The following is a 15233-nucleotide window of genomic DNA, read 5'->3' as shown; positions in this document are numbered from 1 at the left end:
ACTATTGAATAATTCATAGTATATAACTGAAAATTGTAATTTAAAGAGAAACAAGAATAATTCCGTTCATGAAAGAAAAAGTTAGTTGTTTATAGAGAAGAAGCTTATAATTAGTTATAAGAAATGAGGAGGTTATTTTGCCTCCTCATTCGTACTATCTTACAAAATCAAGACATTTTAAAATTTATCTATAAACATCTAAAGAATGCCCATGCACGCTTTTAAGTTTAACACTTGATGAAATAACTTTTTTATAATCTTTATCAAATAAAGTTTTAAGGGTATTAGCCTCATAATTAATTCCATAATCTAAAGCATCATTTTTTCCCATATTTATAACACCTGCTTCCTCGAATACAGGTTTTATTAGAATTTTATATTCTTCTATAGCTTTATTAAAACTTTTTGCATTTGAATAATCTACATTTGCAAAAGTATCCATAATTTTTTGTGCATATTCCTTATTAGTGGCACGTTGTAAACTTTTCACAGCATAGTATTTACTATTTTTATCTGTAACCATGTCAATTTTGATGTTTAAACGTTTTAGGTTTTCAATTTCAGTTGATATTTCAGGCACTGAATCTGTAACCTTTTGTATTCTTGCAGACATAGTGGAATTAAGTAATTTTTGCTGCTCTTCATTTAGATTTTTTTCTGCATAAGAATTTACCTTACCTTTAGCTATTCCCATTTCTGCATAATGATAATAATCCATACCACCTGAAGTATTTACAATGGAACATGCATAATCCATAACCTTTGAAGAATCCACTAATTCTTTTAAAGTAAAATCAACTCCATTTACCCTAAACTTAGTATTTAAGTTTTCAATATTATTAGGAATACCTTTTGAAATATTTTTTTTAATTTCCAAAGCAAGATCATCTATTCCTTTTTTTATTGACTTTTCATCCTCTTTTAAACTACTGCTATCACTAAAATTTTGAGATATTTTTGCTACAAAATTATTTAAATAATAATCATAATAATTTACATCTTTTCCTTGAGCTTTAGAAGCAAATACATCTAAATAATCTTTGTTTAAAGTTTCCCCTTTAATCTTGCAATAACTAGTTACAGTAAATTCCTTTCCATCTTTCCCTGTGCATTTTTCGTAGTCTATATCTTCTGATGGTATATATAATATTTCTGATGGAGCTTTATTTTCTTCGTTAACATTTGCATTTTCAATTTTTAAAGCGTTACTTGTATCAAACTTGACTTTTGTAATATCACCATTTTTATTCCGTAAATTTTCATTTGTATAAAGCCTGTTTTCTGTTGAATTTGATATACTATTAACATTCATAATTCAAAACTCCTTATATAATAGATAAAAATACATTAACAATATTTTCGTAGTAAATTTTCAAAGCTTTACCAATATTGTTAGCTTACTCCTGGTGTTGTTGAGAAACCTTGTTTGAAATTTAAGAGTTAGAATACTTGTTTTATATATTTGTTAGAATAGAAAAATGGTTGGGGAAATTTTGAGGAAAGCTTTTATTTTAAATGCTTTAGGAGATATAATAAAAAATGATAATATATTTAGAAACGGTTATTATGGTGAGGTATTATGGAGAAAAAGAAAAAAATATATAATGTTATTGGCTTAGCTAGAATATATGGTATTCATCCAAATACCGTAAGATTATATGAAAAGCTAGGCTTTATATCTAAAGCAAAAAGAAATATGAATAACTATCGTATATTTGAAGAATTACATGTATTACAAATAAAGGTTTGTCGCTGCATTTTTGGCTATGCTTTTACAAACAGGCACATAAGAAATGCTGGTAATGAAATTATGTGGTCAATAGCAAAAAAACATTGGGATGAAGCAGAACAAAATACAGATTGTTATATACAGATGATTGAACAAGAAATTAAGAAGGCCCAAAAGTCCTGTGAAATGCTGCAGAATTGGGCAAACTCAATCAGGGATAATGAAATCTTATTAGAAAAGAAAATGCTATCACGTAAAGATATTGCTGATTATATGGGAGTTACTGCGGAAGCTATACGAAACTGGGAAAGGAATGGGTTGATTCTTCCAGAAGAAGTAGGTGCAAAAGGTGAAAAACTTTATTCAAGTACTGATTTAGGAAGAATACACATTATATATATGTTATTACAATCCGGATATAGTATGGCTTCGATTCACCGCAGTATTTCAATGTATGATAAAGGACATGCCGAGCTAGTGGCATCAGCACTGGACTGTCAGGAGTATGATGATTTTATTTCAGTGGGAGATCGTTGGCTTTATGAATTAAATAAACTACTAGAAGCAGCTCAAAAAATACCTTCAATTATTGAAAAACTGAAAAATTTATAAACCTTACACTTGCACACCACCCTATATTTTCTATGTTATTTTTAATAGAAGGATGGTGTGTTGTTTTTTTATCCTAAATTATTAAAAAAACTGGAGGTAAAACAATGATAAGTAAGGTTTTTGAAGTGATTACAAAAGAACGTGCAGTAGGAACAGCTGCAAATGATGAAATAGTAAATTTTTTAGAAAACAAGTTTAAACATATGAACTATTCAATAAAGTCTCTGCCATTTGAATGTACTGTTTGGGAAAATGGAAAATCAACTCTTGAGAGTAGCAATCACTTGTTCCAGGTTGAGCCAAGTCCTTTTTCTGAGCCCTTTAAAGGAAGTGGAAAGTTGATTATGGCCAAAACTGTGGAGGAGTTAGAGGATATTGACTGTAATGGTGTTATCTTATTATTGTCAGGAAAACTTACAGAAAGTCCTTTGCAGCCAAAAGACTATCCTTTTTATTATCCTGAGGAGCATAAATATCTTATTTCTTTACTAGAAAGGAAGAAGCCAAGAGCAATTATTGCTGTAACAGGTCAGAATCCATTAAGTGGTCAAAATCCATTTCCACTTTTTGAAGATGGAAATTTTTTAATACCATCAGGAAATATTAATGAGAGAATTTTATCAAAAGTTGAGGCTGCAGGGCTTTTAGGTGAGAGTGTACATTTGACAATAGATTCCCATAAGAGGTTATCCAAAAGCCGACAGATTGCAGCATTAAAGAAAGCTGAAAAATCAATGGGCAAAATTGTTATAGGTGCGCATATGGACACAAAATATAATACACCTGGAGCTTTGGACAATGCAGCAGGAGTGGCAGTACTGATAAAGGTGGCTGAAGTATTGAAATCTGCAGCATACGATATAGAGATTGTACCATTTAATAGTGAAGAATTTTATGGTGCGTGTGGTGAAATGGAATATTTAAAATTAATTGATAATGAAAAAGATAGAATTAAGCTTATGATTAATATAGATTCACCATGTCATAAGGGAGCTGAAACTGCCATTTCCTTTCACAATCTAAATGATAATATAAGTGAAATTATAAATTGTACTATAGGTAAGAGTGAAAAAATTGTTAAAGGTAAAGAATGGTATGCTGGAGATCATGTTCCTTTTATATTTCGTGGCATACCTTGTTTAGTAGTAACGTCATCAGATCTTTTTAGTGGTGCTTTAGAATATACCCATACCTCAAAAGATACGTTGGATACCATTGATTTTGACATGGTGGATCATATAGTAAGGTATATAGTTGAAATTATTTCAGCTTTTTCTGGTTAAGTATTTTAAAAAGTTACTACATTATAAAATATTAAGGCATTTACAGAAGGGTATGAGTTTGTTAAGATGATATTTGTAATTCAGAAGTGGCAAAATTGTTAAAGATATTTTTAAAGGTGGAGAAAAAATATGAATAAAGATTTATTGGAAAAAACATTGCTATATATTCAAGAGAGATTTGAAAATGATTATAGTGGACATGATTATTATCATAGTATTAGAGTTTATAAATTAGCCACTTCTATTTGTAAAAAAGAAAATGCTAATTTAGAAATAGTGCAACTGGCTGCTTTATTACATGATGTAGATGATTATAAATTATTTGGCGGAAATATAGGAGCTTCTTCAAATGCAGAAGCGTTTTTAAGGAGTAACAAAATAGCGGATGTAAAAATAAAGGATATATGTGACATAATTCAATCAATATCTTTTAAGGGCACGGGTACACAAATTCCAAGAACTTTGGAAGGAAAAATAGTACAAGATGCAGACAGACTTGATGCAATAGGGGCTATTGGAATCGCAAGGACATTTGCATATGGAGGTAGTAAAAATAGAAGTATGCATATACCAAATGAAGAACCACGTAAAGATATGAATGTAGAAGAATATACTAAGTCTAAGGGAACAACAATTAATCATTTTTATGAAAAGCTATTAAAGTTAAAAGCGTTGATGAATACAGAGACTGCTAAAATTCTAGCTGAGTCACGACATAAATATATGGAGAATTTTTTAAATGAATTTCTCAATGAATGGGAAGGCTTGATATAATGGAGACATATGAGCATTAAAGAAAGTTAAAAAGTCAATTAGCAAAATTGTTATAGATGCTCATATGGACACCAACTATAATATACCTGGAGCGCTGGATAACGCAGCTGAAATTTTAATTATTTAATATACAGAATTACGATATATTATGCTTACTATTATATTGGTAATTTCTGAAGTAGTATTAGAAAGCATAAATTCATGAGTACATCTTGAATTTATACAGTTAATTAAAAGTAAATCATTTTTATTAGTTTCAAAAACTTTATCATTAATAGTACAGTTAAAGCTGCCATTTACAGTGTAAAAACAAATTGCTGATAAATCTTTATTTAATGGCGCTCTATATTCGAACTTAAACTGTTTATTGGGGTTAATATTAAGATGAAGTAATTCACCATTATAATTTTCCCGTGTCATTAAATTAAAAACAGAAGCTTTACCATAAGTTTTAGTTTTCCAATCGCCCATGAAATTGTCCTGTTCAAAGGGATTAAGTAATTTTCTATACCTATCTTCATGATCAAGGGTTATTTGTCCTTCTATAACCATGAATTTACGTGAAACTTTTGGCAGATTGCTAAAAGTAGATTCTAGTATATCAATTTTAGCAACTCCTAATCTCCATAAAAAGTTTTTACTTGCATAATCAGAGTTTAACGGATATGTAGTAAGTTCTGTAGCCATGCCTCCAGACCAAAAGGTTGGTTTATAATTTTCTTGCCTTAGTAATTCTACATCATATTTCATATATTAATTGCCTTTCTTTTATATATCTTTCTTTTCATTATATTGAAAAAAATATACATAATCAACTAATTTTACTTGAGTTCAAAATAGAGTGGAGAATTAATGGCTAGAGAAAAGCTGACAGTGCTCCTTTGGCTTTTAGGGACATTGCTTAAAGGAGCAGGAATTGAAATTGAATACCGTACAAGATTATCTATGTGGTAAAATATAGTTAATTGCGTTTATATGAGGAGTTGATTAGTATAATGGATAAAAGTAAAAAACTTTATCAAATAGGAGAAGTATCTAAAATATGCAATATTCCAATAAAAACACTGAGGTATTATGATGAAATAAAACTGCTGATACCAAGAAAGATTGATCCAGATAGTAATTATAGATATTATTCAAATGACCAATTGGCTTTGGTACTTGTGATCAAGCATTTTAAGAAAGCAGGTTTTTCATTAAAGGAAATAAAGGTGCTTTTGGGAAGAGAAGACTTAGAATATAACACAAGAAAAATTAATGAAAAATGTATAGAAATTGATAATAAAATTAATGATTTAAAAATGTTAAAAACAAAATTGCAGTTTTTTATAAAAGAAAGTAAGAGGCAAAAGAAAGAACATGAGGAATTTAAAATTGAGATAAAAGAAATACCTGTATCTTATGTTGCTTATATTAGAAGCAAAGGACCCTGCACTATTGAAGAATTTGCAGTTAGATACTGTAAGCTGATCTCATTAGTTGAAAGAAATAATTTTCATATTATAAAAAATGCTATGGCAGTGTATTATGATAACTGTATCGACTTTGAAGAAAAAGAAAAGGAAGATTATGATATTGAGGTTTGCATAGTTATATCTGAAGAAAGAGAAATAGATGGTTTAGTTAGAAAATTTGGAGGTTTTAAAGCTGTTACTGCTGTTCATTATGGAAGTTATGACAATATGATAGATAGTTATAGAAAGTTGTATAAATACATTTATGAAAATGGATACGAAATTTGTGGAGAGCCCATAGATAATTATCTTGTAGACATAATGAACACAGTAGATGAAGAAAATTATGTGACTGAACTTATAATTCCAATAAGATAATTATCCTAATGTTTAAGAATGATGTTGATTATACGATATTTTCTAAGATGGCCTGTAAAATATTTCTTATATGTATATTTAAAGAAAAATGCGAAGATCTATTTCTTCGCATTCACTTACTATCTTTATTTTGACTTTTTAAATTTCATCTTTAGTTCAGCAACGATAGTATAGAAAGATGGAACTACAACTAAAGTAAGAACTGTAGAATACATCAAGCCAAAAATAATAACTATTCCCATAGGCTTGAAAAGTACTTCTCCAGCTATAGACATTGGTATAAGTCCTGCAATTGCTGTCATAGCAGTTAAAACAACAGGTCTAAATCTTGCTGCACCAGCATTAATAACTGCTTGCTTAAGATCAATACCTTTTTTCCTTTCATCTTCAATAAATTCTATAAGTACTATTCCATTTCTTGCAACAATACCTATTAGTGCAACAGCCCCTAAAATAGCCATAAATCCCAGTTGTTTTCTTGTAACAAATAGTCCAATTATGCTGCCTCCAAAAGCTAAAAAGAAGGTGCTAGTAACTATTATAGGAGCGCTAAAGGAGTAAAATTGTAATATTATAATAACTAAGATTAATATTGCTGATATTACTAAAAGTTTTATTAAATCTGAGAAGATATCTACAGATTCAACAGTTTCTCCTCCTGTTTCCCAATTGAAACCTTCAGGAAAGTTAATAGTTCCAACTGCTTTTTTAACATCTTTCATAACAGCAGCTGCCGTTCTGCCATCCACATCAGCAGATATTTCAACATACCTAGTCAAGTTACGACGAGGTATAGAATTAATTGTGAAAGAAGGCGTAATTTTAGCTAGTTGCTTTAAAGGTATTTGATTACCCTGAGCATTGGGAACACTTAAACGTTCAAAACTAACCATTGGATCTTCCTTTGATTTATTTGAATATAATACTATATCTGACATATCACTTTTATCATCAAATTTATCTATGGTTATACCGTCATTTACCAAACGAATGGTACTTGTTATATCTGAATAATTGACCTGCATTTTATCCATTAAAGCCTTATTTACTTCTATTTTATAGCTATAATTATCAATGCCAATATTATCTTTTACATTAGAAGTTCCCTCAATGTTTTTAATTTTACCTTTTACTTGCTCTGATAGACTACGAAGCTTATCTATATCTTGTCCATAAATCCTTATTACTACTGGTTTACCTATTGGAAATCCCATTAGCACTTCTTTTGGTATAACCTCTGCCTGAGGATAGAGTTTTTTTAATTCATTGTTCCATTTATTAATTACGTCAGAAGTTTTAGTTTTCGTTTTATCAATTTTTACAAAAATTTGTCCAGATTGTTCACTATCCTTTATATTTTCATTTGTCAAAAACATAGATGGTGTTGGGCCTCCTGCATAAGCAGATACCAATTTTACATTAGGTTGAGAGGTTACCCATTTAGATACACCTTCTACAATAGTTTTTGTATCTTGTATACTGCTTCCAGGCTGATTATTTATATTTATAAGCATTTCTGCTCTATCAGCCTTTGGAAAAAGCTGTATTGGTACAAAAGCTACTAAAATATAAGCAAACAATGTAATCAAGGTTGATACTGCAACTGCTTTTAAAGGGTTATCTAGTATTTTAGCCATAAACCTATTGGCATACCAATTTGTAATTGTATTAATTTGTTTTCCTAATATGCCTGCTGGTTTGCTAAAATCATCTTTATTACCTGCTCTTTTACCATGCCATATACGAAAAACTGGTATAATAGTAAGAGCCATAGCCATTGATGCTATCATAGCTATACAAACAATAACAGGTAATGGACGGGCAAATTGACCTGTGTTGCCAGGTAAAAAAGCTATTGGTAAAAATGAAGCAATGGTTGCTAATGTTGCTGTTAAAATAGAGGTGAAAACCTCTTTTGGTCCATTTATTGATGCTTCACCTACTGATTCTCCTAAAGCAATGATGTGCCTATCTATATTATCATTTACAACTACAGCATCATCTACCAGGATTCCAAGCACTACAATTAATGCGTATACAGTAATTTGATTAAAGGTAACGCCAAAAATTGGAGCTAACATTAAGCTTACGGACATAGATATAGGTATTGCTAGTGCAATCATAAGTGAGGTATTAAAACTTAATCCTAAAGAGCATACAATTAAAACTGAAGCAATAGCTGAAATTGTTTCATGAAGCAAGCTTGTGAACATATCATCTAGTCTTTCATTAGTAGAATATACATTTTCAAACTTGATTCCTTTTGGCAGTGATTTCTTAAAAGTTTCTATTTTCTCAGTGACTTTCTTTTGTGCTGAAGGTACATCTGTTCCTACTTCAGCGTTAACAGATATATTTACAGCGGGCTTACCATTATGATATATATAATGATCCACTTTTTCAGTGTCCATATAAGCTTTTCCTATATCCTTTAAATAAATTGGGGTTCCTGTTTTGCTGGTTGAAACAATTATATTGTTTAAATCTTCAGGGTTATAAGATTCGCTTAATACCAATTGATATCTGTGGTTTTCGTTATCTAAATTGCCTAAGGGGGTTTTATCTCTATCTCCCTTAATTGCTGCAGTTACCTGCTTCCAGCTCACTCCATAGTTATATAATTTTTGTGTATCTAAATCCACTTTTACCTGTTTTTCAGGTAATCCTACTATTGTAACACCAGATACTCCTGGAATTGTTCTAAGTTGATCCTTCCAGTCGTTTATATCTTTTCTTATATTGTACAAATCCTCTAAAGAGTTTGCTGTAATATTTAAAGTTTGTATAAAAGTTTTTGATAGATCATCATTTACTTGGGGTTTTTTTGCATTGTCTGGTAAATCTGGCTCTGCATCTTGTACTTTCTTTCTAAGCTCATCCCATTTTTCTTTAGGCTTTTGTTTTTTATTTACTTCTACAGTAATAATAGACACATTATCCCTAGACTCTGAGGTAATTGATTTTAAACCCTGTATTTCCTTTATTCTTTCCTCTATTTTTTTGGTTACAGTTTGTTCTACTTTTTCTGGAGTGCCTCCCGGTAGTATCGTTGATACCACTGCAGTATAACTAATAGTATCAGGATTTTCCTGTCTAGGCAAACTAATAAAGCCATATATTCCACCAATGACAGCTATTATAAAAAATAGTATAGTTATTTTCTTTTTTCTCACTACAAATTCAATCACTTGTTATCACTCCCCAGCGCCTTTACTTTATCACCATTAGATAGCCTGTCTGCTCCTTCAATAATTAGATTTTCATCTTCATTTATACCTGATTTAATTTCTAACTTATTATTTTTTAATTCACCAATTTTAACACTAGTTTTTACTGCTTTATTATTTTTTAAAAGAAAGACATAAGGGTTTGAACTTCCACTGCTTATTACTGCTTCTTTAGGAACATAAATAGCAGTTCCACTATCAGTTTTATGATCACAAGTAACTACTTGTCCAGGGTGCCAGTTATGCTTTTCATTATCTATTGTAACCTCTACATTTATGCTGCCTGTACTTTCATTGGTAGCTGAATATATATTTGTTACCTGTCCATCTATTGATTCGTTATATAAATTTACAGATACTTTATCACCTGTTTTCCAGGATGAAATTTCATAATCTGGTACAGGTAAAGTAACTTTAAGCTTATCTATATTTCCTATTTTACATGCTGCAGTACCTGCAGATACTAATTGTCCTTGAGATACAGATTTTGATATAACAACGCCTTTTAGTGGTGATTTAAGAGAGGTTTTAGAAAGGGTTAATTGAGCCTGATCCTTCACATAAATAGCCTGTGCGTAAGTTGAATTTACCTGCTGTTTTTCTTCCTCTGTGGCACCCTCAGCAGTAAGTGAATATGCTTGATTTGTAGCGTCTCTGTTTGTCTTTGCAGCACTTAAACTATTTTTAGATTTTTCATAATCACTTTGAGATATAGCACCTGATTTATATAAGGATTCATATCTCTTAAAATCAGTTAAAGCTTGGCTATAATCTGTTTCTGCTTGTTGTAACTTTAAATTAGCTTCTGCTAATTCCTGCGATCTAGCTCCTTTAATAGTTTGACTAAGTGCTGCCTGGGACTTTTCTACATTTGCTTGAGCTTGCTGTAACTGTAATTCATAATCCTTACTATCTACTGCTGCTAAAATATCATTTACATTTACACTAGCACCTTCTTGTGCATTTACAGAATTTATTCTACCTGAAACCTCGAAGGAAACGGTGGCTTCTTGGAAAGGTTGTAAGGTTCCTGATAGTTGTGATTGTTTGTTTCCGCTTTCCTTTTTAACCATCTGTACTTTTACTTCTTTTAAATTAGAGGAAGTATTTGAGGTCTTACTACATGCAGTTAGCGTTGTAACCATAATAACTAGTAAAATAATTGAATATACCTTTTTATAATGCATTGGTATCACTCCTTTTAAGTACATTAATGTTTTATTTTTCAAATAATCCAACTGTTTCCATAAATGCACAATATTTGTCTGTAAACAACACCACAAAAGATTCTTTATATCGTGGTAATGTTATGGTTAAAGGCCACATATGCTTCTGTATGATGTCCTTTTCATTATCATTCAAATTGAAGTACTTGTTTGCATTTTTCAATGCAATATTAGGATGAATAAACCCATGCAGTCCTTTTTGTGGTCTTCTCATATGCCAATCATACAAGAAGAAGTCATGAAGTAATCCTCCTCTTGCTGCTGATCGATAGTCAAGACCCAATCGTCTGCATATCATATAACTGATATATGACACATAAAGACTGTGTTCCAAACAATTTGTATTGCCATGTTGTATATAATTTTTCATTGACACTACCATTTCATGATGAATCACATCACAGACACATTTTTCATATTTTTTGTCACTAAAGAAATCTATTTTTAAGCTCAATTTTAATTTTATCCATTCTATCATTGAGGACACTCCTTATATCACGATTTATAATGCCAGCATTCAAAATTAACAGCCTTGGAAATGCGAGAAAGAATCTCTTATATTGAATAATTTTTTCATAGTACCTGTTGAGCGAAATATTGGAGTAATTTAAAATTACCTTTCTCAAATCTAAGGTATCCTTGACAGATTTAACTGTATCCATTATAAAGTATAAAAGCAGGATTGCTACTAAATAGCCTTTGGTAGATGTAGGTATTAAAAAAAACACTTTCAAAATTCCGGGATGCACAAACCTAATCAGCAAAAACGTTAATCCTCCCCAAAGAAGTGAGTATTTAAAACAAATATACCCTTTAAGATTAAATGCATTATCGCTATAGTCCCACCACTTACAATCAAAAATTTTTTCTAAAAGAAATCCTGTGATATATTCCAATACAGTTACTAAAATCATAGCAGTTAGTATATTAATGATAATTGCAACAAAGGGGTTTTCAAAAATATTTGAAATCCATTTTGAAGACTGAATAGCCAAAATAGCTCCAAAGCCATAAATAGGACATACAAATCCATTTAAAAATCCCCTATTTATAATTTTTCTTTCATTTATACTAGCAAAAATAGTTTCTAACGCCCATCCTAAAAATGAGTATATTGTGAAAAGTAGTAGTAAATCATTAAAGTATCCCATATCCTTGCTCTCCTTTCTTTTATATTCCTTAATTTTTGTGAAACGTTTTTCCACTTCTCTTCATATCCATAGCATTTTTCATACTTATTTTTCTTTTTATTTTCAAAATGTAACACGTGTTGATTATTACTCATATAGGTATTATAATTAAAGTATATTTATTAAACAATGGTCAAAAAAGCAAAATAATGTTGCTTAATACTCATATTTAGATAAAGTGTTACTTTAGGAGGATATTATGGAAAGAAAATCAGAAACTAAAGACAGACGAATTGGCAAAACTCAAAAAAGTATACGAGATGCTCTAGTCAATCTACTTGCAGAGAAAGATGTTTCCGAGATTACTATAAAAGAGCTAGCAGAAAGAGCAAATATAAACCGTAAGACTTTTTATATGCATTATTCAAGTATAGATGATATCTTTGATAAAATAGAGAATGAAATTATTGAAAAACTTTTGATCATTTTAGAAAAATATGATTTTTTTCAAGCACAATTTGATGGATGTGCTTTTTTTACTAGCTTAAATAATGTGATTAATGAAGATTATGATTTCTATGAAAAATTAATTTGTACAAATTCTTATATTCGTCTTTTTACTAAAGTAAAGAAAATATTAAAAGATACACTGATAGAAAAATTTCATGAAAAAATTGAGATTAATAAAGAAACGTTAAATCTATATGCTGAATTCACTTCCTCTGGACTTATGTCCATGTATGTTGAATGGTTCAGAACGAAGTCAAAACTCTCCTTAGAAGACTTAGCAAAAGCAGCCGGTAACATTGCATTTAATGGAATTAATTCTATATTTGCAAAACAAAAAGCTGATTCTTAATATTATAGAATACATATGTATAATTCCAATATTATTATTTAATAGAGCTAATAATTAAAATAAGTGTTGACTCTCCTGTTACTGTATGCAGTATTCTTTCAATTGTAGATATTCACACCAGAAAGCTGTAAGTTCAATAACTTTTTAGTGGATATCTATATGAAATTTGAAAGAGGTGTATATTAGTTGAGCGAAAAGAGTATAAAAATTAATGAAAGCTATATTGAAAATGAAAAGCTTGGCAAGCTTATTATGAAGTTTTCAATTCCCTGCGTGCTTGCAATGGTGGTGAATGCTCTTTACAGTATTGTGGACCAGATTTTCATTGGTCAGGGAGTAGGCTATATTGGTAATGCAGCTACAAATATAACATTTCCACTTGTAGTTTTAGCCTTAGGTTTTTCATTACTTTTAGGAGATGGAGCAGCTGCTTTTTACAGTATAAAATTAGGAGAGAAAAACAAAGAAGAGGGCGCTAAAGCAATAGGTAATGCAATTGTTTTGATGGTGATTTTAGGTTTGATATTTTTAGCAGTTGGATATGTTTTTATGGAAAAGTTGCTGTGGAGCTTTGGAGCTACAAGTACTAACATTTCTATAGCACTGGATTATATGAGAATAATTTTAATAGGATTTCCTTTCATGATTTTGGCAGCAGGCCTAAATTCAATAATACGCGCAGATGGCAGCCCAGAATATTCAATGTTTGCCATGATAGTAGGAGCAGTTATAAATATTGTTTTGAATCCTATATTCATATTTCATTTTGGTATGGGGGTTAAAGGTTCCGCCATAGCAACAATAATAGGACAAATTTTATCCTGCACAATTTCTCTAAGTTACCTTAAAAAGTTTAAAAATATAAAGTTTAAAAGAGAATATTTGAAGCTTGATGTAAAGGTGAGTAAGTCAGTAATGCTTTTAGGAATATCCAGTTTAATTACACAAGTAGCAGTAACAGTAATAATAATAGTGAGCAATAATATGCTTAAAACTTATGGAGCACAATCAATTTATGGTAGTGATATTCCCATATCAGCAATAGGTATTGTAATGAAAGTGAATGAACTTTTATTAGGAGTGGTGATAGGTATAGCTATAGGAGGTCAGCCAATACTTGGATACAATTATGGTGCTAAAAATTTCAAACGTGTGAAGGATACTTATGTTATGCTTATAAAAATAGCAACTGTTGTATCAATAATAGGTTTCATCATATTTCAGTTTTTTACACAGGGTATAATAAATCTATTTGGTCAAAATAATGCACTGTATAATGAATTTGCCTTAAAATCCTTTAAGATATTTTTGATGCTCTGTATGTTTATAGGTTTTGAACTTACAAGTTGTGTTTTCTTTCAGGCTGTAGGTAAACCTGGAAAAGCAATGCTGCTTACGCTATGTAAGCAGACCTTCTTTATAGTTCCTCTTATGATAATTTTACCTAAGTTTATGGGAGTTTTAGGAGTATTGTATGCAGGACCATGTGCAGAAATATTATCAGTTGTAGTGACTATTATTCTTATTACTTCAGAACTTAGAAAATATTCAAAGTTGGGAGTATGAGATGTATAAAATGAATAGAAATTAAATTTAAGAAAGTAAAGCACTAATTATAAATGGGTGCTTTTTTCCTATGTTATTAATTTCTATGTTATAATATACCATATGAGGAAATAAAATAAGACATAATAGCAACTAAAGTAAAAAATAAACATAACAATACTATAAATGAAATTAAAAGAAGAAATAAGGTAAACTTTGTTATTGTTATGAAAAAAATGGGATTTTTTACTGTTTATTGTATTATGGGGGGGATTATGTTTAATATATTGGTACTTGAAGATTGTGAAATTCAACGAAGGAGCTTAGTTAAGATATTATTACAAACAGGATTGAATTTGAAAATATTTGAGTCTGATAATACAGCTGATTCATTAAAAATTTGTGAGGATGTTGATATAAATTTATTTTTTGTTGATATAGCTTTAAATGAGTCTTCTGGATTAGATTTTGCCTTAAAACTTAGAAATATTGAAAAATATAAACTTACATGGATTATATTTTTAACTACATATATGAATTATATGATTAAAGCTTTTAAGGAAGTTCATTGCTATGACTACATATTAAAACCATATGATCCAGAGAAAATAATTGAGATAACTAATACAATTTTAAAAAATATTCATAGAGAATGTGAACTAAATAAAGAAAAGAGTGTAGCATTTAATAGTAAGGGGATAGATATTATTATAGCTACATCTGATATAATTTTTCTAGAAGTTAATATTAAAAATTGTATTATTCATACGAGAATTGGGAAGTTTGAAATAAATAGGCTAGCTTTAAAAAAGGCTTTAGAAATGATAGAAGAACCTTTTATTATAAAATCACATAGATCTTTTGCTATAAATATTAATTATATAACTAAGATTGAGAAGTATTCAGTAACGTCATGGAATGTTTACTTTAAAGATTATGATTCTTGTGCAATTATTGGATTGAAGTATAAGCAAATTATAAAGAATGCGTTAGCTAAGCGTGTAATTTAGAAGGTT

At 30.0% G+C, this 15233-nt stretch carries 13 protein-coding genes; 7 read left to right on the top strand and 6 right to left on the bottom strand.

Going from position 1 to position 15233, the window contains the following annotated elements; all coding sequences use genetic code 11:
* Positions 1–184: 184 nt before the first annotated feature.
* Positions 185–1312, bottom strand: a complete 1128-nt coding sequence (locus Ccar_RS11915) for a hypothetical protein (RefSeq protein WP_007064985.1) — start codon at positions 1310–1312, stop codon at positions 185–187.
* Between the two features lie 267 nt (positions 1313–1579).
* Between Ccar_RS11915 and Ccar_RS11910 the strand changes: the two genes are divergently transcribed.
* From Ccar_RS11910 to Ccar_RS11900, 3 genes are all read left to right on the top strand, one after another.
* Positions 1580–2341 (top strand): MerR family transcriptional regulator, encoded by a 762-nt coding sequence (locus Ccar_RS11910; RefSeq protein WP_007063721.1) that lies wholly within the window; start codon positions 1580–1582, stop codon positions 2339–2341.
* Between the two features lie 104 nt (positions 2342–2445).
* Positions 2446–3624 carry a M28 family metallopeptidase gene (locus Ccar_RS11905; protein ID WP_007063722.1) on the top strand — a complete coding sequence of 393 codons (1179 nt, stop codon included), beginning with the start codon at positions 2446–2448 and terminating at the stop codon, positions 3622–3624.
* Positions 3625–3753: 129 nt separating this feature from the next.
* Positions 3754–4398: an HD domain-containing protein gene (locus Ccar_RS11900; RefSeq protein ID WP_082141593.1), complete on the top strand. Its 645-nt coding sequence runs from the start codon at positions 3754–3756 to the stop codon at positions 4396–4398.
* Between the two features lie 123 nt (positions 4399–4521).
* On the opposite strand, the gene Ccar_RS11895 is transcribed toward Ccar_RS11900, so the two are convergent.
* Positions 4522–5148, bottom strand: a complete 627-nt coding sequence (locus Ccar_RS11895) for a HutD family protein (RefSeq protein ID WP_007063725.1) — start codon at positions 5146–5148, stop codon at positions 4522–4524.
* A 245-nt stretch (positions 5149–5393) separates the two neighbouring features.
* On the opposite strand from Ccar_RS11895, the gene Ccar_RS11890 reads away from it, so the two are divergent.
* Complete coding sequence (locus tag Ccar_RS11890; protein ID WP_007063727.1) at positions 5394–6230, top strand: MerR family transcriptional regulator; 837 nt, start codon at positions 5394–5396, stop codon at positions 6228–6230.
* A gap of 125 nt (positions 6231–6355) precedes the next feature.
* Here the strand turns inward: Ccar_RS11890 and Ccar_RS11885 are convergent, their stop codons facing one another.
* Genes Ccar_RS11885 through Ccar_RS11870 form a run of 4 tightly spaced genes read right to left on the bottom strand, consistent with a single transcriptional unit; the run spans position 6356 to position 11834 of the window.
* On the bottom strand, positions 6356–9418 hold the full coding sequence (locus tag Ccar_RS11885; RefSeq protein WP_007063728.1) for an efflux RND transporter permease subunit: 3063 nt from the start codon (positions 9416–9418) through the stop codon (positions 6356–6358).
* Positions 9415–10644, bottom strand: a complete 1230-nt coding sequence (locus tag Ccar_RS11880; RefSeq protein WP_007063729.1) for an efflux RND transporter periplasmic adaptor subunit — start codon at positions 10642–10644, stop codon at positions 9415–9417. Before Ccar_RS11880 ends, Ccar_RS11885 begins: the two co-directional genes overlap by 4 nt.
* Before the next feature lie 31 nt (positions 10645–10675).
* Positions 10676–11161, bottom strand: a complete 486-nt coding sequence (locus tag Ccar_RS11875; RefSeq protein WP_007063730.1) for an HDIG domain-containing metalloprotein — start codon at positions 11159–11161, stop codon at positions 10676–10678.
* Positions 11112–11834, bottom strand: coding sequence for a putative ABC transporter permease (locus tag Ccar_RS11870; RefSeq protein ID WP_007063731.1), 723 nt, complete (start codon positions 11832–11834; stop codon positions 11112–11114). The genes Ccar_RS11875 and Ccar_RS11870 overlap by 50 nt, the downstream gene beginning before the upstream one ends.
* A gap of 238 nt (positions 11835–12072) precedes the next feature.
* On the opposite strand from Ccar_RS11870, the gene Ccar_RS26085 reads away from it, so the two are divergent.
* The 3 genes from Ccar_RS26085 (at position 12073) to Ccar_RS11855 (ending at position 15227) form a co-directional block, all read left to right on the top strand.
* Entirely contained in the window at positions 12073–12672 is a 600-nt protein-coding gene (locus tag Ccar_RS26085; RefSeq protein WP_007063732.1) for a TetR/AcrR family transcriptional regulator, read from the top strand.
* A 186-nt stretch (positions 12673–12858) separates the two neighbouring features.
* The gene (locus Ccar_RS11860) at positions 12859–14238 is read left to right on the top strand and encodes an MATE family efflux transporter (RefSeq protein ID WP_007064991.1); all 1380 of its coding nucleotides are present in this window, start codon (positions 12859–12861) and stop codon (positions 14236–14238) included.
* Between the two features lie 254 nt (positions 14239–14492).
* The gene (locus tag Ccar_RS11855; protein ID WP_007064258.1) at positions 14493–15227 is read left to right on the top strand and encodes a LytR/AlgR family response regulator transcription factor; all 735 of its coding nucleotides are present in this window, start codon (positions 14493–14495) and stop codon (positions 15225–15227) included.
* The last annotated feature ends 6 nt before the right edge of the window (positions 15228–15233 follow it).

It is taken from the genome of Clostridium carboxidivorans P7 (assembly GCF_001038625.1).
In the GTDB taxonomy this organism is placed as follows: domain Bacteria; phylum Bacillota; class Clostridia; order Clostridiales; family Clostridiaceae; genus Clostridium_AM; species Clostridium_AM carboxidivorans.
This window is presented reverse-complemented; position numbering and strand designations above follow the sequence as displayed.

Bases quoted from the DNA above. Each gene is read 5' to 3' on its own strand.
- Ccar_RS11915 (WP_007064985.1), bottom strand. From the start codon at position 1,312: ATGAATGTTAATAGTATATCAAATTCAACAGAAAACAGGCTTTATACA.
- Ccar_RS11910 (WP_007063721.1), top strand. From the start codon at position 1,580: ATGGAGAAAAAGAAAAAAATATATAATGTTATTGGCTTAGCTAGAATA.
- Ccar_RS11905 (WP_007063722.1), top strand. From the start codon at position 2,446: ATGATAAGTAAGGTTTTTGAAGTGATTACAAAAGAACGTGCAGTAGGA.
- Ccar_RS11900 (WP_082141593.1), top strand. From the start codon at position 3,754: ATGAATAAAGATTTATTGGAAAAAACATTGCTATATATTCAAGAGAGA.
- Ccar_RS11895 (WP_007063725.1), bottom strand. From the start codon at position 5,148: ATGAAATATGATGTAGAATTACTAAGGCAAGAAAATTATAAACCAACC.
- Ccar_RS11890 (WP_007063727.1), top strand. From the start codon at position 5,394: ATGGATAAAAGTAAAAAACTTTATCAAATAGGAGAAGTATCTAAAATA.
- Ccar_RS11880 (WP_007063729.1), bottom strand. From the start codon at position 10,644: ATGCATTATAAAAAGGTATATTCAATTATTTTACTAGTTATTATGGTT.
- Ccar_RS11875 (WP_007063730.1), bottom strand. From the start codon at position 11,161: ATGATAGAATGGATAAAATTAAAATTGAGCTTAAAAATAGATTTCTTT.
- Ccar_RS11870 (WP_007063731.1), bottom strand. From the start codon at position 11,834: ATGGGATACTTTAATGATTTACTACTACTTTTCACAATATACTCATTT.
- Ccar_RS26085 (WP_007063732.1), top strand. From the start codon at position 12,073: ATGGAAAGAAAATCAGAAACTAAAGACAGACGAATTGGCAAAACTCAA.
- Ccar_RS11855 (WP_007064258.1), top strand. From the start codon at position 14,493: ATGTTTAATATATTGGTACTTGAAGATTGTGAAATTCAACGAAGGAGC.